This is a genomic window from Cupriavidus necator (genome assembly GCF_013141915.1).
GTDB lineage: Bacteria > Pseudomonadota > Gammaproteobacteria > Burkholderiales > Burkholderiaceae > Cupriavidus > Cupriavidus necator_B.
Genome location: NZ_SROX01000010.1, coordinates 69,978 through 88,860, shown reverse-complemented (window position 1 = coordinate 88,860; position 18,883 = coordinate 69,978). Strand labels below are relative to the sequence as shown.

General features: G+C 68.0%; 18 protein-coding genes. 5 read left to right on the top strand and 13 right to left on the bottom strand.

Translation table 11 applies throughout. The annotated features are described in order from the left end of the window. Positions 1–69: 69 nt before the first annotated feature. The 5 genes from pyk to gcl all read right to left on the bottom strand — a co-directional run bounded on the left by pyk (position 70) and on the right by gcl (position 6,897). Positions 70–1,533 (bottom strand): pyruvate kinase, encoded by a 1,464-nt coding sequence (gene pyk, locus E5S69_RS19075; protein WP_171516204.1) that lies wholly within the window; start codon positions 1,531–1,533, stop codon positions 70–72. Between the two features lie 74 nt (positions 1,534–1,607). Then, positions 1,608–2,921, bottom strand: coding sequence for a glycerate kinase type-2 family protein (locus E5S69_RS19070; protein WP_171516203.1), 1,314 nt, complete (start codon positions 2,919–2,921; stop codon positions 1,608–1,610). Positions 2,922–3,023: 102 nt separating this feature from the next. Then, the gene (locus E5S69_RS19065; protein ID WP_171516202.1) at positions 3,024–3,944 is read right to left on the bottom strand and encodes a 2-hydroxy-3-oxopropionate reductase; all 921 of its coding nucleotides are present in this window, start codon (positions 3,942–3,944) and stop codon (positions 3,024–3,026) included. A 298-nt stretch (positions 3,945–4,242) separates the two neighbouring features. Next, positions 4,243–5,025: a hydroxypyruvate isomerase gene (gene hyi, locus E5S69_RS19060; RefSeq protein WP_171516201.1), complete on the bottom strand. Its 783-nt coding sequence runs from the start codon at positions 5,023–5,025 to the stop codon at positions 4,243–4,245. An 87-nt stretch (positions 5,026–5,112) separates the two neighbouring features. Further along, complete coding sequence (gcl, locus tag E5S69_RS19055; protein ID WP_171516200.1) at positions 5,113–6,897, bottom strand: glyoxylate carboligase; 1,785 nt, start codon at positions 6,895–6,897, stop codon at positions 5,113–5,115. Between the two features lie 283 nt (positions 6,898–7,180). On the opposite strand from gcl, the gene E5S69_RS19050 reads away from it, so the two are divergent. The 3 genes from E5S69_RS19050 to E5S69_RS19040 all read left to right on the top strand — a co-directional run bounded on the left by E5S69_RS19050 (position 7,181) and on the right by E5S69_RS19040 (position 9,336). Beyond that, the gene (locus E5S69_RS19050) at positions 7,181–7,876 is read left to right on the top strand and encodes a hypothetical protein (RefSeq protein WP_171516295.1); all 696 of its coding nucleotides are present in this window, start codon (positions 7,181–7,183) and stop codon (positions 7,874–7,876) included. A gap of 147 nt (positions 7,877–8,023) precedes the next feature. Then, entirely contained in the window at positions 8,024–8,944 is a 921-nt protein-coding gene (locus E5S69_RS19045) for a LysR family transcriptional regulator (RefSeq protein WP_026164199.1), read from the top strand. Between the two features lie 17 nt (positions 8,945–8,961). Next, positions 8,962–9,336: a DUF2784 domain-containing protein gene (locus tag E5S69_RS19040; RefSeq protein ID WP_171516199.1), complete on the top strand. Its 375-nt coding sequence runs from the start codon at positions 8,962–8,964 to the stop codon at positions 9,334–9,336. Between the two features lie 10 nt (positions 9,337–9,346). Here the strand turns inward: E5S69_RS19040 and E5S69_RS19035 are convergent, their stop codons facing one another. From E5S69_RS19035 to E5S69_RS19015, 5 genes are all read right to left on the bottom strand, one after another. Then, positions 9,347–10,183, bottom strand: coding sequence for a crotonase/enoyl-CoA hydratase family protein (locus E5S69_RS19035; protein ID WP_171516198.1), 837 nt, complete (start codon positions 10,181–10,183; stop codon positions 9,347–9,349). A 43-nt stretch (positions 10,184–10,226) separates the two neighbouring features. Next, entirely contained in the window at positions 10,227–11,006 is a 780-nt protein-coding gene (locus E5S69_RS19030; RefSeq protein WP_171516197.1) for an enoyl-CoA hydratase-related protein, read from the bottom strand. A 56-nt stretch (positions 11,007–11,062) separates the two neighbouring features. Continuing rightward, positions 11,063–11,866 carry an SDR family oxidoreductase gene (locus tag E5S69_RS19025; RefSeq protein WP_171516196.1) on the bottom strand — a complete coding sequence of 268 codons (804 nt, stop codon included), beginning with the start codon at positions 11,864–11,866 and terminating at the stop codon, positions 11,063–11,065. A gap of 580 nt (positions 11,867–12,446) precedes the next feature. After that, entirely contained in the window at positions 12,447–13,139 is a 693-nt protein-coding gene (locus E5S69_RS19020; RefSeq protein WP_171516195.1) for a GntR family transcriptional regulator, read from the bottom strand. 47 nt (positions 13,140–13,186) lie between these two features. Further along, the gene (locus tag E5S69_RS19015; RefSeq protein ID WP_171516194.1) at positions 13,187–14,593 is read right to left on the bottom strand and encodes a C4-dicarboxylate transporter DctA; all 1,407 of its coding nucleotides are present in this window, start codon (positions 14,591–14,593) and stop codon (positions 13,187–13,189) included. A gap of 394 nt (positions 14,594–14,987) precedes the next feature. On the opposite strand from E5S69_RS19015, the gene E5S69_RS19010 reads away from it, so the two are divergent. Together E5S69_RS19010 and E5S69_RS19005 are read left to right on the top strand one after the other, a co-directional pair. Next, a complete protein-coding gene (locus E5S69_RS19010) occupies positions 14,988–16,244 on the top strand; it encodes an allantoate amidohydrolase (protein ID WP_171516193.1) in 1,257 nt (418 codons plus the stop codon). Positions 16,245–16,297: 53 nt separating this feature from the next. After that, complete coding sequence (locus E5S69_RS19005; RefSeq protein WP_171516192.1) at positions 16,298–17,566, top strand: M20/M25/M40 family metallo-hydrolase; 1,269 nt, start codon at positions 16,298–16,300, stop codon at positions 17,564–17,566. An 80-nt stretch (positions 17,567–17,646) separates the two neighbouring features. Here the strand turns inward: E5S69_RS19005 and E5S69_RS19000 are convergent, their stop codons facing one another. The 3 genes from E5S69_RS19000 to E5S69_RS18990 form a co-directional block, all read right to left on the bottom strand. Beyond that, complete coding sequence (locus E5S69_RS19000) at positions 17,647–17,937, bottom strand: type II toxin-antitoxin system RelE/ParE family toxin (RefSeq protein WP_171516191.1); 291 nt, start codon at positions 17,935–17,937, stop codon at positions 17,647–17,649. After that, entirely contained in the window at positions 17,934–18,218 is a 285-nt protein-coding gene (locus E5S69_RS18995) for a ribbon-helix-helix protein, CopG family (protein ID WP_171516190.1), read from the bottom strand. Before E5S69_RS18995 ends, E5S69_RS19000 begins: the two co-directional genes overlap by 4 nt. 97 nt (positions 18,219–18,315) lie before the next feature. Further along, entirely contained in the window at positions 18,316–18,879 is a 564-nt protein-coding gene (locus tag E5S69_RS18990) for a GNAT family N-acetyltransferase (RefSeq protein ID WP_171516189.1), read from the bottom strand. Positions 18,880–18,883: the final 4 nt, after the last annotated feature.

Below are 18,883 nucleotides of genomic sequence, written 5' to 3'. Positions count from 1 at the left end.
ATGGCAAAGAAACCGGGTTTGCACCCGGTTCCGTCATGGCATGGACGCCTCGAGCGGGAACGCGCGCGCTCAGGCCAGCGCGGCCTCGCGTGCGGCCGGCGCGGGGGCCAGCGCGCTGGCACCCACTTCGGCCACGCGCAGCAGGTTGGTGGTGCCGCCCTGTCCGAACGGCATCCCCGCGGCAATGGTGATCTGGTCACCCGGCGCGGCATAGCCTTCGGCGACGGCCGCCCGCGTGGCGGCCTCGACCATTTCGTCGACGCTCTGCACGTCCGGGCTCACGGTGGAGTGGATGCCCCACGCAATCGCCAGCCGGCGCGCGATCTCCAGGTTGGGCGTGATGCTGACGATGGGCGCGCATGGGCGCTCGCGCGCGGCGCGCAGCGCGGTGGCGCCCGACGAGGTGTAGGTCACCGTCGCCGCCGCGCCGATGATCTGCGTGACTTCGCGCAGCGCGGCGCAAATGGCATCCTGGCGCGTGTTCAGCGGGGTCTCGTGCTGCGCGTCGAGCAGGTTGCGGTACAGCGGATCGCGTTCCACCTCGGTGACGATGCGGTTCATCATCGACACCGCCGGCACCGGGTAGCGGCCGTTGGCCGACTCGGCCGACAGCATCACCGCATCGGCGCCTTCATAGATGGCGCTGGCCACGTCCGACGCCTCGGCGCGGGTCGGCACCGGCGAGTCGATCATCGATTCCAGCATCTGCGTGGCGATCACCACCGGCTTGCCCAGCTGGCGGCACACGCGCAGGATGCGCTTCTGCACGCCAGGCACGCGCTCGGGCGGCAGTTCCACGCCGAGGTCGCCACGCGCCACCATCACGGAATCGGACACGCGCACGATTTCTTCCAGCTGCTGCAGCGCGGCCGGCTTTTCGATCTTGGACAGGATGCCGGCACGGGTGCCGACGATCTCGCGCGCCTCGACGATGTCGGACGGGCGCTGCACGAACGACAGGCCGATCCAGTCAGCGCCCAGCGACAGCGCGAAGTCCAGGTCCTTGCGGTCCTTTTCGGTCAGCGCGGGGATGGGGATCACCGCGTCCGGCACGTTCACGCCCTTGCGGTCGGACAGCGTGCCGTTGTTGGCCACGCGCGTGGTGATGGTGCCGGTGGTGACCGACTCGATCGCCAGGCGCACCTTGCCGTCGTCGATCAACAGCGACTGGCCCGCCTGCGCGGCCTGGAACAGCTCCGGGTGCGGCAGGTAGACGCGGGTGCCGTCGCCCGGCGTCGGATCGCTGTCGAGCACGAACACGTCGCCGGTGCGCACCGCGACCTTGCCGGCGGCGAAGGTGCCGATGCGCAGCTTCGGGCCCTGCAGGTCGGCCAGCACGGCGATCGGGCGGCCGGTCTCGACCTCGACCTGGCGCACCGCGTCGTAGCGCGCGCGGTGGTCGTCGTGGGTGCCGTGGCTGAAGTTCAGCCGGAACACGTCCGCGCCGGCCTCGAACAGCGCGCGGATCACCGCGATGTCGGTGCTGGCGGGGCCGAGCGTGGCCACAATCTTCGCTTTGCGCTGGCGTCTCATGATGTCTCCTGTTCCATTCTCGGTAGCGGCGCGTCGGCGCCGCGAGTCAATTGGTACTACGTTGGCGGCGATCGTCAGACGATCAGGATCGCGCGGAAGTCGTTCACGTTGGTGCGGGTCGGGCCGGTGACGATCAGGTCGTCCAGGCCGGCAAAGAAACCGTAGCCGTCATTGTTTTCCAGGTGCGCACGCGCATTCAGTCCGCGCGCGCCGGCACGGGTCAGCGTGTCGGGCGACAGCATGGCGCCGGCGTTGTCTTCCGAGCCGTCGATGCCATCGGTGTCGCAGGCAATCGCATGCACGCCGGGCAGGCCGTCGAGCGCCACCGCCAGCGACAGCAGGAATTCCGCATTGCGCCCGCCACGGCCCTTGCCGCGCACGGTCACGGTGGTCTCGCCGCCGGACAGGATCACGCAGGGCTTGCTGAACGGCTGACCGCGCTGCGCGACCTGGCGCGCGATGGCGGCATGCACTTCGGCGACTTCGCGCGCTTCGCCTTCGATGCAGTCGGACAGGATATGCGCGGCGAAGCCCAGTTCGCGTGCGCGCGCCGCGGCGGCTTCCAGCGATTGCTGCGCGGTGGCCAGCGTCACGCTGCGGTGGCCGTTGAAGCGGGCGTCGCCGGGCTTGGGGGTTTCGCCGGCGCCGCTCTCCAGGTGCGCGCGCACGTTGGCCGGCACCTCGATGCCGTACTTGGCGATGACCGCCAGCGCATCGGCGCAGGTGGTCGCGTCGGGCAGCGTCGGGCCGCTGGCGATCAGGGTCGGGTCATCGCCGGGAATGTCGGAAATCAGCAGCGTCTCGACGCGCGCCGGTGCGCAATGCAGCGCCAGGCGGCCACCCTTGAGCGCCGACAGGTGCTTGCGCACGCAGTTCATCTCGCCGATGCTGGCGCCGCTCTTGAGCAGCGCCTTGTTCACGGCTTGCTTGTCGGCCAGCGTCAGGCCCGGCGCGGGCGCGGCCAGCAGCGCGGAACCGCCGCCGGAGATCAGGCACAGCACCAGGTCGTCGGCAGTCAGCCCCTGCACCAGTTCGACCATGCGCTGCGCGGCGCGCGCGCCGGCCTCGTCGGGCACGGGATGGGCGGCTTCGACCACTTCGATGCGCTGGCAATCGGCACCATGGCCGTAGCGCGTCACCACCAGTCCGGACAGCTCGCCTGGCCAGTTCGCCTCGACCGCCTGCGCCATGGCCGCGGCGGCCTTGCCGGCGCCGATCACCACGGTGCGGCCCCGGGGCGGTGCCGGCAGGTGTGGTGGCAGGCAATGGCTGGCGCTGACGGCGGCGACCGCGGTATCGAACAGGTCGCGCAGCAGCGCGCGCGGTTCAGCGTTGGCTGCCGTGCGCTGGGGCGACAGCAGGGCGGCTTGGGGTTCGGTGACGAGCATGAAGATTCCTGGGTGCTGACAGGTACGCTGGGTACTGCGGGTACGAATCGGGGACTTCAAAGCGTGTCGTCCCCGCGGGGGCGGGGACGACAGCGTTGCTACTTACTTGGCGTTGGCGATCTGGTGGTTCGACATGATCTCGATCGCGCGGCACAGGGCCGAGTGGTCCTGCTTGCCCAGGCCGTTGGCGGCGCAGGTATTGAACAGCTCCTGCGCGGTGGCGGTGTTGGGCAACGCCACGCCCAGCGCCTTGGCGCCTTGCAGCGCCAGGTTCAGGTCCTTCTGGTGCAGTTCGATGCGGAAGCCCGGATCGAAGGTGCGCTTGACCATGCGGTCGCCGTGCACTTCGAGGATGCGCGAGGCGGCGAAGCCGCCCATCAGTGCCTCGCGCACCTTGGCCGGATCGGCACCGGCCTTGGAGGCGAACAGCAGCGCCTCGGACACGGCCTGGATGTTCAGCGCGACGATGATCTGGTTGGCCACCTTGGTGGTCTGGCCGTCGCCGTTGCCGCCCACCAGCGTGATGTTCTTGCCCATCAGCTCGAACAGCGGCTTGACCTGGTCGAAGGCCTCTTGCGGACCGCCAACCATGATCGTCAGCGACGCAGCCTTGGCGCCCACTTCACCGCCCGACACCGGCGCGTCCAGGTACGAAGCGCCCAGCTTGTTGATGCGCGCGGCGAAGTCCTTGGTGGCGATCGGCGAGATCGAGCTCATGTCGACCACGATCTTGCTGTAGCTGGCTTCCTTGCCGGCGGCCTTGAACGCGGCAGCGACGCCCTTTTCGCTGAACAGCACCGCTTCCACATGCGGGGTGTCCGGCACCATGACGATGATGATGTCGGCACGCTTGGCGACTTCCTCGGCGCTGGTGCAGACGGTCACGCCTGCATCGACCAGCGCCTGCGGGGCCGGGTTGACGTCATGCACGAACAGCGTGTGGCCAGCGGCGCGCAGGTGGCCCGCCATCGGCGCGCCCATGATGCCCAGGCCGATGAAGCCGACGTTGCGAGTGGTTGCCATGTTGATGTCTCCTTAGAAAAATGAAATCGAAGCTGGTGGTTCTGAAGCCCCGGCACAGAAGGGGAGCGCGGTGTTGGGTGCTCCCAAGCCGCCCGAGCTAGCCTTGGCAAGGTGTTCTCCCTCTCCCCTCAGGGGGAGAGGGTTGGGGAGAGGGGTGGGCTAGCAAGGCGCCACATCAAGCGGGGCCTTCGGTTTTGACTCGCAGGCCTCAGCCTTTGACGCGCCTGCCCTCTCCCCGCCCCGCTCCCGCTAGCGGGAGCGGGGAGCCAACAAGCGGGAATTGAAAAGCGACGGGTAGTTACTGCACGCCGTGCGCTGCGCGCCAGCCCAAGCCCTCTTCAGTGGTGGTCTTCGGCTTGTACTCGCAGCCGATCCACCCGGTGTAGCCGATTTCATCGAGGAACTTGAACAGGTACTGGTAGTTCAGTTCGCCCGTGCCCGGTTCATTGCGGCCCGGGTTGTCGGCCAGCTGGATGTGCTTGATCTTGGGCAGGTTGGCCTTGATGGTGTTGGCGATCTCGCCTTCCATCCGCTGCATGTGATAGATGTCGTACTGCACGTACAGGTTGGGCGCGTTGACCTGGGTGATCAGGTCCAGCGCCTGCTGCGTGCGCGACAGGAAGAAACCGGGGATGTCGAAGGTGTTGATCGGCTCGATGAGCAGGTCGATCTGCTCGGCGGCCAGCGCGCCGGCGGCGAAGCGCAGGTTTTCCACCAGCGTTTCCTGCGCCTGCTCGCGCTTGACGTTCTGCGGCAGGATGCCGACCAGGCAGTTCAGCTGGCGCACGCCCAGCACCTTGGCGTACTTGATGGCTTCGCCCACGCCGTCCTGGAATTCGCCGACACGGTCAGGGTGGCAGGCAATGCCGCGCTCGCCCGCGTCCCACTTGCCGGCGGGCAGGTTGTGCAGCACCAGGTCCAGCTGGAAGCGGTTCAGGCGGTCAGCGATCTGGTCCGCATGGAACGCATAGGGAAACAGGAACTCCACGCCGCGGAAGCCCGCGCGCGCGGCGGCTTCGAAGCGGTCGAGGAAGCCCGCTTCGTTGAACAGCATGGTGAGGTTGGCCGCAAGTTTGGTCATGTTGTCATCTCCTGTGACTTGGTTTTTGTGCGCCATCCCCGCTGGCGCGGGGATGGCGATCTGGTCCTGCCAGGGGCGGGGCGCGTCTTACGCCGTTTCCACTTCTTCGTTCAGGATCGCTTCGTCGGCGTCCTCGATGTCTTCGATCGGCTCGAACTCGTTGATGTTGTCGATCTCGGTGCCCATCGCGATATTGGTCACGCGCTCCAGAATCACCTCGACCACCACCGGCACCGAGAACTCGGCCATCAGGTCGCGTGCCTCGGCGAAGGCCGGGCCGATGTCTTCCGGCTTGAACACGCGGATCGCCTTGCAGCCCAGGCCTTCGACCACCTTGACGTGGTCGACGCCATAGCCGTTCAGCTCGGGCGAGTTGACGTTCTCGAAGGCCAGCTGCACGCAGTAGTCCATCTCGAAGCCGCGCTGCGCCTGGCGGATCAGGCCGAGGTAGGAGTTGTTCACCACCACGTGGATGTACGGCACCTTGAACTGCGCGGCCACGGCCAGTTCTTCGATCATGAACTGGAAGTCGTAGTCGCCGGAGATCGCCACCACGTCGGAATCCGGCGAGGCGGTCTTCACACCGATCGCGGCCGGGATGGTCCAGCCCAGCGGGCCGGCCTGGCCGCAGTTGATCCAGTGGCGCGGCTGGTTGACCGACAGGAACTGCGCCGCTGCGATCTGCGACAGGCCGATGGTGCTGACGTAGCGCACGTCGCGCGGGAAGTACTGGTTCATCTCGCGGTAGACGCGCTGCGGCTTGACCGGCACGTTGTCGAAATCGCTCTTGCGCTGCATGGTGCGGCGGCGCTTCTGCACGTCGGCAACCCAGCTCTTGCGGCACGGCAGGCGGCCGGCCATCTTCATTTCGCGGGCGACTTCGACGAACAGCTCCAGTGCGGCCTTGGCGTCCGAGACGATGCCCAGGTCCGGGCCGAACACGCGGCCGATCTGGGTGGGCTCGATATCGACGTGCACGAACTTGCGGCCCTTGGTGTAGACGTCGACGCTGCCGGTGTGGCGGTTGGCCCAGCGGTTGCCGATGCCCATCACGAAGTCCGACGCCAGCAGCGTGGCGTTGCCGTAGCGGTGCGAGGTCTGCAGGCCAACCATGCCGGCTTGCAGCGGGTGGTCGTCGGCGAGCACGCCCCAGCCCATCAGGGTCGGCACCACCGGGACGTTGACCAGCTCGGCGAACTCGACCAGCAATTCGGATGCATCAGCGTTGATCACGCCGCCGCCGCACACGATCAGCGGGCGCTCGGCCGCGTTCAGCATGGCGATGGCCTTCTCGATCTGGGCGCGCGAGGCAGCCGGCTTGTACGGCTGCAGCGACTGGTAGGTGTCGATATCGAACTCGATCTCGGCGACCTGCACGTCGAACGGCAGGTCCACCAGCACCGGGCCCGGACGGCCCGAGCGCATGATGTGGAACGCCTGCTGGAACACCTGCGGCACCAGCGCCGGCTCGCGCACGGTGACGGCCCACTTGGTCACGGGCTTGGCGATCGACTCGATGTCGACGGCCTGGAAGTCTTCCTTGTACAGGCGCGCGCGCGGGGCCTGGCCGGTAATGCAGAGGATGGGGATCGAATCCGCCCAGGCCGAATACAGGCCGGTGATCATGTCGGTGCCGGCGGGGCCCGAGGTGCCGACGCAGACGCCGATATTGCCCGGCTCGGCACGGGTGTAGCCTTCGGCCATGTGCGAGGCGCCCTCGACGTGGCGGGCCAGCACGTGGTTGATGTTGCCCGACTTGCGCATCGCCGAGTAGAAGGGGTTGATGGCCGCGCCGGGCACGCCGAACGCGGTGGTCACGCCTTCCTTCTCCAGCACGGCGATTGCCGCGTCGATTGCTCTCATCTTTGCCATGATCTTGTCTCCGGTAATGGTGGGAAATTTCATTGGAGTTGATCCTATTCCCGCAAGCCGGTTGGGATAAACAGAAGCGCGATCAGTTGATTCGATACCTGGGGTACGCAATATCGGCTTGGAAGGCTGGCCGGACGGTCAGCGAGCGTTCGCTTGCGCGGGCAATTGGATATGTGGTGTGACGGTACGGACACGCCGCGCAGCACTGGGTACGCAGCCACGCCCGCGGGCCACCGCGGCGCTGCGGCAAAATGGCGGCATTGCCATGCCATCCGGGCCGACCATGTATTCCAGGCTGCCGTCCACCTACGAACTGCTTGAAGCGCTTGCCGCCGCGATGCCTGCGCCGGCCGCCGGCCCCCCGGCGCCGGACCGCCGGCTCGGGGGCGCGTTGTGGGTCGGCTTTATCGCCATGCTGGCCGCGACCCTCCTGAGCGGCGCCGGGCTGGCTGTCTGGCGCCTCGGGCTCGGGCAGCCGGTGCCACTCTGGACGCTGCGCGGCTTCGAAGCCCTGCTGGCGTTGGCGGCCGCCTGCTATGTCGGCGCGGGGCTGGCCCGCGCCGGCACCGTGCTGGCGCGGCTGCGCCATCCGCTGCGCTGGCAGGCGACCGAACTGGACCGCGACAGTGCCGCCGAAGACGCGTTGCTGCGCCGGCTGGCGCGCATCCCGCCGCCGCAGCTGCAGGCACGCCAGCGGCGCGTGGCGCTGCAACTGCGGCTGTGGGAGGGCGCGGCGCGTACCCTGGCGCTCCTGCTGGCACTGGCGCCTGCCGCCGCGGTAATGGCCGCGCTGCCGCGCCAGCAGGCGCTGGCCGGCACGCTGCTGTGGCTCTACGGCGTGATGGTCGTGACCGGCGCCGCCTGCTACCTGTACCTGCATCTGCAATGCAGCCGGCCGCTGCGGCGCCTGGTCCATGTGCTGGGCGAGGCCGCCGAGATGAACGCGCAAATCGGCAAGCGTACGGCTGGCGCAGGTTGACAGCAGCTGTGCGCGGGTGCTCCCGCATGCCCCTTGGCAGGTCTCGGGGCGGCCTTTATGCGCCCGCCTCGATCCGGCGCATCAGCCGCGCGGGGATGCCACAACCCGGGCGATGCCGCACAATGGCGCCCGGGAGACGAATATCCGATGGACAAACTCAAGCAAATCGAAGCCTTTATCGCCGTGGTGGAGCACGGCAGCATGGCGGCCGCGGCGCTGACGCAGAACGTCACGCCGGTGATGATCGGCCGCCGCATCAACGCCCTCGAAGCCCGCATCGGTGTCAAGCTGCTGCACCGCTCGACGCGCCGTATCGCCGTGACCGAGCAGGGCGCGGTGTTCATGGAGCAGTGCAAGAAGGCGCTGGCCGACCTGGACCGGGCCGAGATGCTGATCGCCGAAGGCAAGCACAAGGCCACCGGTCACCTGATCGTGTCGGCACCGGCGGCGTTCGGGCGCAAGCACGTGGCGCCGCACGCGCCGGCATTCCTGGCCAGCAATCCGGAGGTGCAGATCTCCTTCAACCTGACCGACCGCGTGGTCGACCTGGTGCGCGAGGGCTATGACGTCGGCATCCGCATCGGCGGCGCCATCGATCCGAACTTTGTTGCGATCAAGCTGGCATCGAACAAGCGCGTGGTCTGCGGCACGCCGGCGTACTTTGCCAAATACGGCGTGCCGCAGACGCTGGACGACCTGGCCCAGCACAACTGCCTGGCGTTCAACCTGCAGGGCGGCCAGCAGCGCGGCTGGTACTTCAGCCAGAACGGCAAGACCGTGACCGTGCGCGTCAACGGCAACCTTGACTGCAACGACGGCGAGCTGCTGCACCGCTGGACCGGCGAGGGCCTGGGCCTGGGCTGGCGTTCCACCTGGGAGATCCTGCCGCAACTGGAGAGCGGCGAGCTGATCACGGTGCTGGACGAATACGCGCTGCCGGCTTACGACATTCTCGCGGTGTACCCGCAGCAGCGCCCGGTGCCGGCCAAGATCCGCTTCTTCATCGAGCACCTGAAGGCGCAGTTCGCGCGCCCGGGCTACTGGATGGAAACGGCGGGCGGCAACTGAGGCCGCCGCCGCACCCGATGCCCATCGCCGCCTGGCTGGCCGACCTGGTGGTCATCGCGCACGGGCTGTTCATCGTGTTCGTGGTGGCGGGCGGACTGCTGGTCTTGCGCTGGCCGAGTGCCGCCTGGGTCCACCTGCCCGCGGCGGTGTGGGGCGTGCTGATCGAATGGGCTGGCTGGATCTGTCCGCTGACGCCGCTGGAGAATGCGTTGCGCCACACCGCCGGCGAGGCAGGATACAGCGGCGGCTTCGTCGAACGTTACCTGCTGCCGCTGATCTACCCGGCCGGGCTCACGCCAGCGGTGCAGCTGTGGCTGGGCCTGGCGGTGCTGGGCATCAACGTGGCGGTCTATGCGCTGGCCTGGGCACGGCGGCGCCGGCGCCACCGCTGAGCTGCCGGCTTCAGCCCGCCGGCTCGAAGCGCGGCGCGCGTTTCTGCAGGTTGGCCAGCACCGCCTCGCGCTGGTTGGGCGAGCTCACCAGCCGGTCCTGCTCGTCGGACTCGGCCTGCAGGATGGCGGCGTGGTCGCCGTGCTCGGCCACCGCCATCAGGCGCTTGGCGGCACGGATCGCGTGCGGGTTCTTCTGCGCCACCTGGCGCGCGGCCTCGAGCGCCGCGGCGCGGGGGTCATCGGCGAGGTAAGTGCCCAGGCCCAGTTGGCACGCCTCGGTACCGCTCAGCACGCGCGCGCTGTAGATCAGTTCGCGCAGCACATCGGGGCGCACCAGCCCGCGCGTCAGCACCATGCCCGCCATGTCGGGCACCAGCCCCCACTTCAGTTCCATCACGGACACCTTGGTATCCGGCGCGAGGTAGCGGACATCGGCGCCCAGCGCCACTTGCAGCCCGCCGCCAAAGGCCACGCCGTGCACCGCGGCGAACACCGGCACCGGCAGCTCGCGCCAGACCATGCAGGCGTACTGCGGGCGGTTCGAGATGCCGTGGGTGCGCTGGCCGAGCCGGCCCGCGCCGATGCTGTCCTGGTGCGACGCGCCCGCATCGTCCGACAACATGCCAGCCATGCGGCCCATGTCCAGGCCCGCGCAGAAGGCGCGGCCTTCGCCGGACAGCACCACCGCGCGCAGGTCAGGCAGGCGCGCGAGCTGTTCGCCGGTCTCGATCAGGGCGTCGAACATGGCCTGGTCGAGCGCGTTCATCTTGTCGGGGCGATTCAGGCGGACGTCGGCGACGCCGCCGTCGATCGTCACGAGGATACGTTCATTGCTGCTGGCGCTCATGCGCGGGCTCCCTGGAAGTGGCGGTGGTGCGCGGCTGCCGCGCTTAGCGGCCCTTGAACTGCGGCTTGCGCTTCTCGACGAAGGCGGCCACGCCTTCCTTGCAGTCTTCGCTGCGGCTGGCGCGCGACTGCAGCGTGGCTTCTACCTCGAGCTGCGCGGCCAGGTCGTTGCCGAGGCTCTGGTTGAGGGCCTCCTTGATCATGCCGTAGGCCAGGGTCGGCATGGTGGCCAAGTGGCGGGCCAGCTTGCCGGCCTCGTCCTGCAGCGCGGCGTCGTCATGGATCTTCCACACCAGGCCGATGCGGTGGGCTTCTTCCGCATCGATCTTCTCGGCCAGGATGGCCAGCGCGCGGGCGCGCATCTCGCCGGCATAGCGCGGCAGGAAGTAGGTGCTGCCGGCATCCGGGATCAGGCCGATCTTGGAGAACGCCTGCAGGAAGCTGGCCGAGCGCGCCGCCAGCACCACGTCGCCCGCCAGCGCCAGGCTCATGCCGGCACCGGCGGCCACGCCGTTGACCGCGGTGATGACCGGCTTGGGCATTTCGCGCAGCGCCATGATGATCGGGTGGTAGCGCTCGCGCAGCAGCGTGCCGGAATCGGACACGCCGCCGCCCTGGCGCGCGGCCAGGTCGGCGCCGGCGCAGAAGCCGCGGCCGGCACCGGTCAGCAGCACGGCGCGCACTTCGGTGTCGGCCGCCGCGCGGTCCACTGACTCGCGCAGTTCGCGCAGGATGTCGGCGTTCAGTGCATTGAGCACGTCCGGGCGGTTCAGGGTCAGCGTGGCCACGCCTTCGCTGGCTTGATAGAGGACGGATGCCGTCATGGTGGTTCTCCTGGTTTCTGGGGTCGTTGCGGGTGCAGGAATCTGGTGCGGCCGGTCTATTGAGGCTTCTTCAGCGCATCGGCCGAGGCGTCGCCCAGCTTGCTGCCGCCGTCGCAGTCGAGGATGGTGCCGGTGACGTAGCGGGCGTTGTCGCTGCTCAGGTAGATCGCGGCGTCAGCAATGTCGTCCTTGGTGCCGTAGTCGCGCAGCGCCAGGCGTGCCTTGTAGCGGGCCTCCATCTCGGGCGTCGGCGCCAGCCGCGCCATGCCTTCGGTGTCGGCGATGGGGCCGGGCGAGATGCCGTTCACGCGTACCCCCGCCGGCCCCCATTCCATCGCCAGGCACTTGATCAGCATGTTGATGCCGGCCTTGGCGGCGCACGCATGGGCCTGGAACATCATTGCGTTGACCGCCTGCGGCGCGGTGATCGCGATCAGCGACGCGCCGGGCTTGTTGAGGTGGTCGAAGCTGGCGCGGAACACATTGAAGGTGCCGAGCAGGTCGATATCGACCACGGTCTTGAAGGCATTGGCCGACATGCCGACCACGGGCGCCAGGAAATTGCCGGCGGCGCCGGAAATGACCACGTCGATCGGCCCCAGCTGGTCCTGCGCGCGGGTGAAGGCGGCCTCGACCGCGGCGTAGTCGCGCACGTCGGCGGCCATGCCGATGGCGGTGCCGCCGGCCGCGGTGATGGTGTCGGCGGCGGCCTGGATCCGCTCCGCGGTGCGGCTGATCAGCGCCAGCCGCGCGCCGGCCCGCGCAAAGCCGTGCGCGATGCCAAGGTTGATGCCGGACGAGGCGCCGGCGACGAATACGGTCTTGCCGGCAAAAGCGTCGGGGCGGAAAGCACTGGGCATGGGAAGTCCTTGTCGATCAGGGAGCAGGGCGGATGCAGGCAAGCGCTAGCGCCGGCGGCGCGGCGGCACGGCAGGTATCGCGCGATGGCGCATGGCGTCTCCCTGTGATTGTTATGGTGCGCGGCCGACCGCGCAGCGTTGCGCGCCGGTGCTGGCCTCTGGCGGGGCCTCCGGCATCCTAACCCGAAGGCGGGATTCGTTTTCACGCGTGGCGGGCACGCAAGGAAAGTGGCGACGCGCACGGCGCGGCCACGGGCGGCCGGACGCATGGCTCTGGATGTCGCAACCCGCTGTCGGGAAAGGGAAAAACCGGTGCGGACAGCGCGGGCCAAGGGCCGCGGGACGGTGCGCCATTCCGCGCCGCGGAAGCCAGTCCTCAGAAAAAAGAAAGCCCGCACACCGTTGCAGCGTGCGGGCAGCCTGCCGACGATGAGGTGCCGGCAGGCAAGTTGCTCATGAAGTGCGCCCCCGCGTCTTCATGGCGAGATGAAGTGTGCCCGCGGGCGCCCAGGGATGCTTTGACTCACGTCAAGCGGGTCGCTGCAGGCCGGGGTGGATCGGCAGGGCGGCAGCGTCGGCGTTATGCCAGCAGCGCCGTAACCAGGTCCTTGCCGCGCGCCACCGGCGCAGTTTCCTCGAAATGCAGCGCGCCTTCCACGTGGCCCAGGTGGTCCACCATCAGCGCGACGGCGCGCTCGACATCGCCGGCACGGGCGGCCTCGATGAACTCGCGGTGCTCGTCCGACGAGCAGGCGGCGTCGCGGCGCGACTGGTACAGCATGGTGATGACCGCGCTGCGCGTCGACAGCTCGCGCATCATCTCGGTCAGCACGCCGTTGCCGACCACCTCGGCCAGCACGATATGGAAGTCGCCCAGCAGCCGGGTGCGCACCTGGGCATCGTTGCCCGCCAGCGACTTGCGCTCGGCCGCCAGGTGGCGGTCGATGCGCTTGTAGTCCGCGGCGGTGGCCTTGGCGACAAACTCCCGCGCCAGCGCGGCCTCCAGGATGCGGCGCACCGCGAACACCTCGCGCGCCTCCTCGGCGCTGGGCTTGGCCACGAAGGCGCCCTTGTCCGGCACGATCTGGATGACCTTGTCCTTGGACAGCATCAGCAGCGCCGCGCGCACCTTGGTGCGGCTGACGCGGTAGACGCTGGCCAACGCCTCCTCGCGCAGCTTGGTGCCGGGCGGCAGGCGGTGCGAAACGATGGCCGCGACAATGTCTTCGGCAATCGCTTCGGCGGTCATGTCAGGATCGATATGCTCGGGCATGGCAGCGCACTTGCGCAGAGGCTGCGCGGTTGGGGAGATGCGTGATTCTAGCGCCCCGCGACGGGGCCCGGGACCGCAACCGCGGAGCCGGCGGCAGCGCCGTCCTGCGCCATGGCCGCCAGGCCCGCGTCCAGGTCCGATGCCTCGATGGTGCCGTTCAGCACGCCATGGGCCCGGGCGCGGTCGATGTCCTTCTCCCACGCGGCCACCACCACGGTAGCGACGCAGTTGCCGATCAGGTTGCCCAGCGCGCGCGCGATGCCGATGAACCAGTCCACCGACAGCACCAGCACCAGGCCGATTGCCGGGATGGCGGGGTGGGCCGACAGCGTCGCGGCCAGGATCACGATGGCCGAGCCGGGAATGCCGTGCGCGCCCTTGGAGGTGATCAGCGCCACCGCCAGGATGCCGAGCAGGTCGGGCAGCGCCAGCGGGGTGTTGGTGGCCTGCGCGATAAAGACCGCGGCCAGCGTCAGGTAGATCGAGAACGCGTCCAGGTTGAACGAGTAGCCGGTCGGAATCACCAGGCCCACCACCGACTTCTTGATGCCCATGAATTCCAGCTTCTTCATCACCTGTGGCAGCACGCTGTCCGACGAAGCCGTTCCCAGCACCACCAGCAACTCGGCGCGCAGGTAGCGGATCAGCTTGATCACCGAGAAGCCGCACACGCGCATGATCGTGCCCAGCACCACCAGCACGAACAGGGTCACCGCGCCATAGAAAAGGAACACCAGGAAGCCCAGCTGCTTGAGCGAGCCAATGCCGTACTTGCCCACGGTGAAGGCCACCGCGCCCAGCACGCCCAGCGGCGCCAGCTTGATGATGAAGCCCATCATCTTGAACAGCGTGTGCGAGAAGGTATCGATCAGGCTGACCAGCGGCCGGCCCGGTTCGCCCACCAGCGACAGCGCGCAGCCAAACAGGACCGACACCAGCAGCACCTGCAGCACGTCGCCGTTGGCAAAGGCGCCGAACACGGTATTGGGGATCAGCTTGAGCAGGAAGTCGACCGTGCCCTGGTCCTTGACCTTGGTGGCATTGTCGATAAAGCCGGCAATGGCCGAGGCGTCGAGCGAACGGGGATCGACGTTCATGCCGACCCCCGGCTGGAACACATAAGCCAGCACGATGCCCAGCGCCAGCGCGATGGTGGTGACGATCTCGAAATACACCACCGCCTTGATGCCGACGCGGCCCACCTTCTTCAGCTCGCCGGCGCCGCAGATGCCGGCCACCACCACGCAGAACACGATCGGGCCGATCAGCATCTTGATCAGCTTGATAAAGGCATCGCCGAGCGGCTTAAGCTTGGCGGCGAATTCGGGGAAGGCGAGGCCGAGTGCCGTGCCGATCACCAGTGCGATCAGCACCTGGCCGAACAGCGAGCGGGTAAAGCGGGTGTGCAGGCGTGGTGCGCCCGGGCGGTGCTGCGAGGGAACTGCGTGCTGCATGGTTGTCTCCGTGCCGGGCCGGTCCCGCGCATGTGCACGGCTGGCCCATTTCGATCCAGGAATCACCGGCGGCCCCGTACTGCTCTGACGGCTGGGTGGGCTGCCGGCCTTACGTTCTGAGGCAGGGCTCCCGGGTGGGAAGCGCGCCACCGCGCGGACTGCCCCCCTGTTGGGGCGGAATCCACGCAATCCGTTGTCCGGACCGGATTGTCCGCAGCGCATTGTCTGAACGTGGAACCGAATATAGTGCATATCATTTTTGTATGCAATTTTTGAATTCACTGTGCTACCATGAATCGCACAGAATAGAGCTTCGGCCATGGGCGTCCCGCCCGCACTGGCACCCGCCAGCCACGCCGCCGCGGCTTTCACGCACTTCCAGCAGGAGACACGCATGGCAGCAAATCCGTCGCCGTCCGCCGCAGAGACTGGCACGCGCATCATGGCCTGGGCCGACGCCCTGGCCGCCCACACCGAGCAGCCCGGCATGCTCACCCGCACCTACCTGACCGACGCCCACCACGGCGCCGCGGCGCAGCTGACCGAGTGGATGCAGCAGGCCGGCATGACGGTGCGGCGCGATGCCGCCGGCAATGTGATCGGCCGCTACGAGGGCACCACGCCCGACGCGCCGGCGCTGCTCACCGGCTCGCATTTCGACACCGTGCGCGACGCCGGCCGCTATGACGGCAACCTGGGCGTGATCCTGCCGATCGCTTGCGTGGCGGAATGGAACCGGCAGGGCAAGCGCTTTCCGTTTGCACTCGAGGTCGTCGGCTTCGCCGAGGAAGAGGGCGTGCGCTTCAAGGCCACGCTGCTGGGCAGCCGCGCCATCGCGGGCACCTTCGACAACAACGTGCTGGACAACGTCGACGACAGCGGCAAGACCATGCGCGAGGTGATGCGCGCAGCAGGCTTCGACGCCGCCGCGCTGCCCGACGCCAGGCACGACCGCAGCAAGGTGGCGGCCTTTATCGAGGTGCATATCGAACAGGGCCCGGTGCTGCTCAACGAAGGACTGCCGGTGGGCGTGGTCACGGCGATCTCCGGCGCGACCCGCTTCATCGTCGAGCTGGAAGGCCTGGCCGGCCATGCCGGCACCGTGCCGATGGACATGCGCCGCGACGCCGCCATGGCTGGCGCCGAAATCGGCCTGTATATCGAGCAGCGCTGCGGCGGCAAGCCCGGCCTGGTCGGCACCGTGGGCCAGTTCAACGTCCCCAACGGCGCCACCAACGTGGTGCCGGGCCGTGCGGTGTTCTCGATCGACATCCGCGCCGGCGACGACGCCGAGCGCGAGGCCGCCGTCAATGACGTGCTGGCCGAGATCGAGCGCGTCTGCGCGCGCCGCAACGTGCGCGTGCAGATCCGCAAGACCCACGAGGCGAAGAGCGTGCCGTGCGCCCCGTGGCTGCAAGAGCAATGGGCCGCCGCCATTGCCCGCCAGGGCGTGCCCGTGCGCCACCTGCCGTCGGGCGCCGGCCACGACGCCATGGCCATTGCCGCCATCGCCGATGTCGCCATGCTGTTCGTGCGCTGCGGTAACGGCGGCATCAGCCACCATCCCACCGAAACCATGACCGCCGAGGATGCCGCACTGTCCGCGCGCGTGTTCAGCGATTTCGTCGAGCACTTCCGGCTGCCGCAGTAACCAGCCCCCGGAAACCCCACCCGAACCTCCCTCAGAAGTTACGAGAACCAGTCATGACCGCACGAGACAATATGAACCCCATCGACACCACGCTGACGCAGTTCATCGACCAGCATCGTCCGCAACAGGAAGCCTTCCTGGCCGAACTGGTCAAGGTGCCTTCGGACAACCCGGCCGGCGATTGCGACGCGCACGGCAAGCGCGCCAAGGCACTGCTGGAGGGCCTGGGCTTCACGGTGGAGGCGCACAAGGTGCCCGACGAGCTGGTGAAGGCAGCCGGCATGATCAGCGCCACCAACCTGATCGTGCGCAAGCAGTTCGGCACGGGCGGCCCGACCATCGCCATGAACGCCCACGGCGACGTGGTGCCTCCCGGCCTGGGCTGGACCAAGGACCCGTACGGCGGCGCAGTGGCCGACAGCGAGCACGGCCCGGTCATGTACGGCCGCGGCGTGGCGGTGTCCAAGTCGGACTTCGCCACCTACACCTATGCCGTGCTGGCGCTGATGGAAGCCGAGAAGCAGGGCGCGAAGATCAACGGCGCGGTCGAGCTGCAGTTCACCTATGACGAGGAAACCGGCGGCGACATCGGCCCGAAGTTCCTGCTGGACAACAACCTGAGCAAGGCTGACTACGCCATCTCGGCGGGTTTCTCGTACGGCATCACCTCGTCGCACAACGGTTGCCTGCACGTCGAAGTGACGGTCAAGGGCAAGCAGGGCCACGCCGCCATGCCGCACACCGGCGTCGACGCCATCGAAGCCGCTACCCATATCCTGCAGGCGATCTACGGCCTGCGCGCCGAACTGGCGACGCGCAAGTCCAAGGTGCCGGGCATCGACACCGCCACGCTGAATGTCGGCCTGATCAAGGGCGGCATCAACACCAACGTGGTGCCGGACCTGGTGACCTTCCGCGTCGACCGCCGCATGATCCCCGAGGAGATCGGCTTCGACGCCGAAGGCGAGATCCGCGCCGTGGTCGAGCAGGCCGCCAAGGACCGCCCGGGCATCGAAGTGAAGGTCGAGCGCATCATCCTGGCCGAGCCGCTGTCCGAACTGCCGGGCGTGGAAAAGCTGATCGGCGCCCTGAAGAGCCGCGCCGAATCCGTCTTCGGCGTGGAGATTCCGGTGCAAGGCGTGCCGCTCTACACCGACGCCCGCCACTACACCAAGCGCGGCATCCCCACCGTGCTGTACGGCGCCGGTCCGCGCACGCTGATGGAAGCGCGCGGCCACAACTCGGACGAGAACCTGCGCCTGAACGACCTGAACCGTGCGACCAAGGTGGTGGCGCTGGCGCTGTCGGATTTGATGAAGTAAGGCTGCGCGCCGCAGGCGCCTAGCTTGGCTGGAGAGACGCCACGGAGAGATCCGTGGCGTTTTTTTGTTGGCCGATCCGATCACGTCCGCGCTTCGAGCGGCGGCCAGCAGCGCGACGTATGGACCAATGCGAGCACCAGCACCGTATCGCGCTCGACCTCGTAAATCAGGCGATAGTGTTCGTGAACCACAAATTCTCGGGTGCCTTGCACGCAGCCCGCCGGCGCCAACACGGGGAACGCGCACAAGCGCTCCGCTGCCTGGAGAAATCGTTCATCCATGCGAGCAGCGGCTTCGACGTCATCCTGGGCAATGAACTCGAAAATTAGTGTGCGATCGCGCCGGGCCAGTGCTGTCCAGACAACCCTCAAGCTCGCCGCCGGGCCGCAGTGCGCCAGGCCGCGAACTCCGCTTCGATCTGTTCTGCAGGAATGCCACCCAGGTCGCGCATCGATGCGCGGGAGGCCTCAACCTTGCTGTGCAGGAAAGCCTCGTAGTCGCGCTTCTTGCCGTTGCGATCGAGGTATTCGCGCACCAGGTCCCGGAGGATTTCCGAAGGCGTGCTTCCCCGGGCGCTGGCTTCGGCGATCAATGCGTCATGCATCTGGGCGTCCAGCGTGAACGTGAGTTCGGTTTCTTCTGACACAAGCATGTCCGGTTTCCTTGTGATGACAAAGTATAGGCATTGTCGATACAGAAGGCCCTGCATGCCTATGAGACACGTCTGAACTCGGGGAAGCCGATTCCGCCTAGGCCGGCAGCGACGTCGCACCCGCGCCGAGTATCCGCTGCATCAGCACCGTATCGATCCACTGCCCATGCTTGAACCCCACCGCCTCCAGCCGGCCGACGGTGCGGAAGCCCAGCCGCTCGTGCAAGGCCAGCGAGCCCGCGCCTTCGCCGCCGGCGGTGCACGCGATGACGGCGACCATTTGGCGCCACGGGCCGGTTTCGCAGCGTGCGATCAGTTCGGCCAGCAACGCCTGGCCAAGGCCTTCCCCGACACGCCGGTGGTCGATGTAGATCGAGTCTTCGATGGCGAAGCGATAGGCGCTACGCGCGCGATAGGCCGAGGCATAGGCGTAGCCCAGCACCGCGCCGGCGCGCTCGGCGACCAGGTAGGGCAGGCCCTTGCGGTGCACTTCGGCGAAGCGCAACTGCATCTCGTCGACGCTCGGCGGCTCCTCTTCGAACGAGGCGCGGCCATGCTGGACGTGGTAGGCATAGATGGCGTGGATGGCAGGCACGTCGGCGCGCGTGGCGTCACGCAGCGTGAAGCGGGGCTCGGTGGCGGAAACAGGGAGGGAGGTCATCGGC

Excerpts from the sequence above, each read along its gene's own strand:
- pyk (WP_171516204.1), bottom strand. The coding sequence starts at position 1,533 with ATGAGACGCCAGCGCAAAGCGAAGATTGTGGCCACGCTCGGCCCCGCC.
- E5S69_RS19030 (WP_171516197.1), bottom strand. The coding sequence starts at position 11,006 with ATGACGGCATCCGTCCTCTATCAAGCCAGCGAAGGCGTGGCCACGCTG.
- E5S69_RS18995 (WP_171516190.1), bottom strand. The coding sequence starts at position 18,218 with ATGCTTGTGTCAGAAGAAACCGAACTCACGTTCACGCTGGACGCCCAG.
- E5S69_RS19015 (WP_171516194.1), bottom strand. The coding sequence starts at position 14,593 with ATGCAGCACGCAGTTCCCTCGCAGCACCGCCCGGGCGCACCACGCCTG.
- E5S69_RS19005 (WP_171516192.1), top strand. The coding sequence starts at position 16,298 with ATGACCGCACGAGACAATATGAACCCCATCGACACCACGCTGACGCAG.
- hyi (WP_171516201.1), bottom strand. The coding sequence starts at position 5,025 with ATGACCAAACTTGCGGCCAACCTCACCATGCTGTTCAACGAAGCGGGC.
- E5S69_RS19010 (WP_171516193.1), top strand. The coding sequence starts at position 14,988 with ATGGCAGCAAATCCGTCGCCGTCCGCCGCAGAGACTGGCACGCGCATC.
- E5S69_RS19020 (WP_171516195.1), bottom strand. The coding sequence starts at position 13,139 with ATGCCCGAGCATATCGATCCTGACATGACCGCCGAAGCGATTGCCGAA.
- E5S69_RS19070 (WP_171516203.1), bottom strand. The coding sequence starts at position 2,921 with ATGCTCGTCACCGAACCCCAAGCCGCCCTGCTGTCGCCCCAGCGCACG.
- E5S69_RS19025 (WP_171516196.1), bottom strand. The coding sequence starts at position 11,866 with ATGCCCAGTGCTTTCCGCCCCGACGCTTTTGCCGGCAAGACCGTATTC.
- E5S69_RS19050 (WP_171516295.1), top strand. The coding sequence starts at position 7,181 with ATGTATTCCAGGCTGCCGTCCACCTACGAACTGCTTGAAGCGCTTGCC.
- gcl (WP_171516200.1), bottom strand. The coding sequence starts at position 6,897 with ATGGCAAAGATGAGAGCAATCGACGCGGCAATCGCCGTGCTGGAGAAG.
- E5S69_RS19040 (WP_171516199.1), top strand. The coding sequence starts at position 8,962 with ATGCCCATCGCCGCCTGGCTGGCCGACCTGGTGGTCATCGCGCACGGG.
- E5S69_RS19065 (WP_171516202.1), bottom strand. The coding sequence starts at position 3,944 with ATGGCAACCACTCGCAACGTCGGCTTCATCGGCCTGGGCATCATGGGC.
- E5S69_RS19035 (WP_171516198.1), bottom strand. The coding sequence starts at position 10,183 with ATGAGCGCCAGCAGCAATGAACGTATCCTCGTGACGATCGACGGCGGC.
- E5S69_RS19045 (WP_026164199.1), top strand. The coding sequence starts at position 8,024 with ATGGACAAACTCAAGCAAATCGAAGCCTTTATCGCCGTGGTGGAGCAC.
- E5S69_RS18990 (WP_171516189.1), bottom strand. The coding sequence starts at position 18,879 with ATGACCTCCCTCCCTGTTTCCGCCACCGAGCCCCGCTTCACGCTGCGT.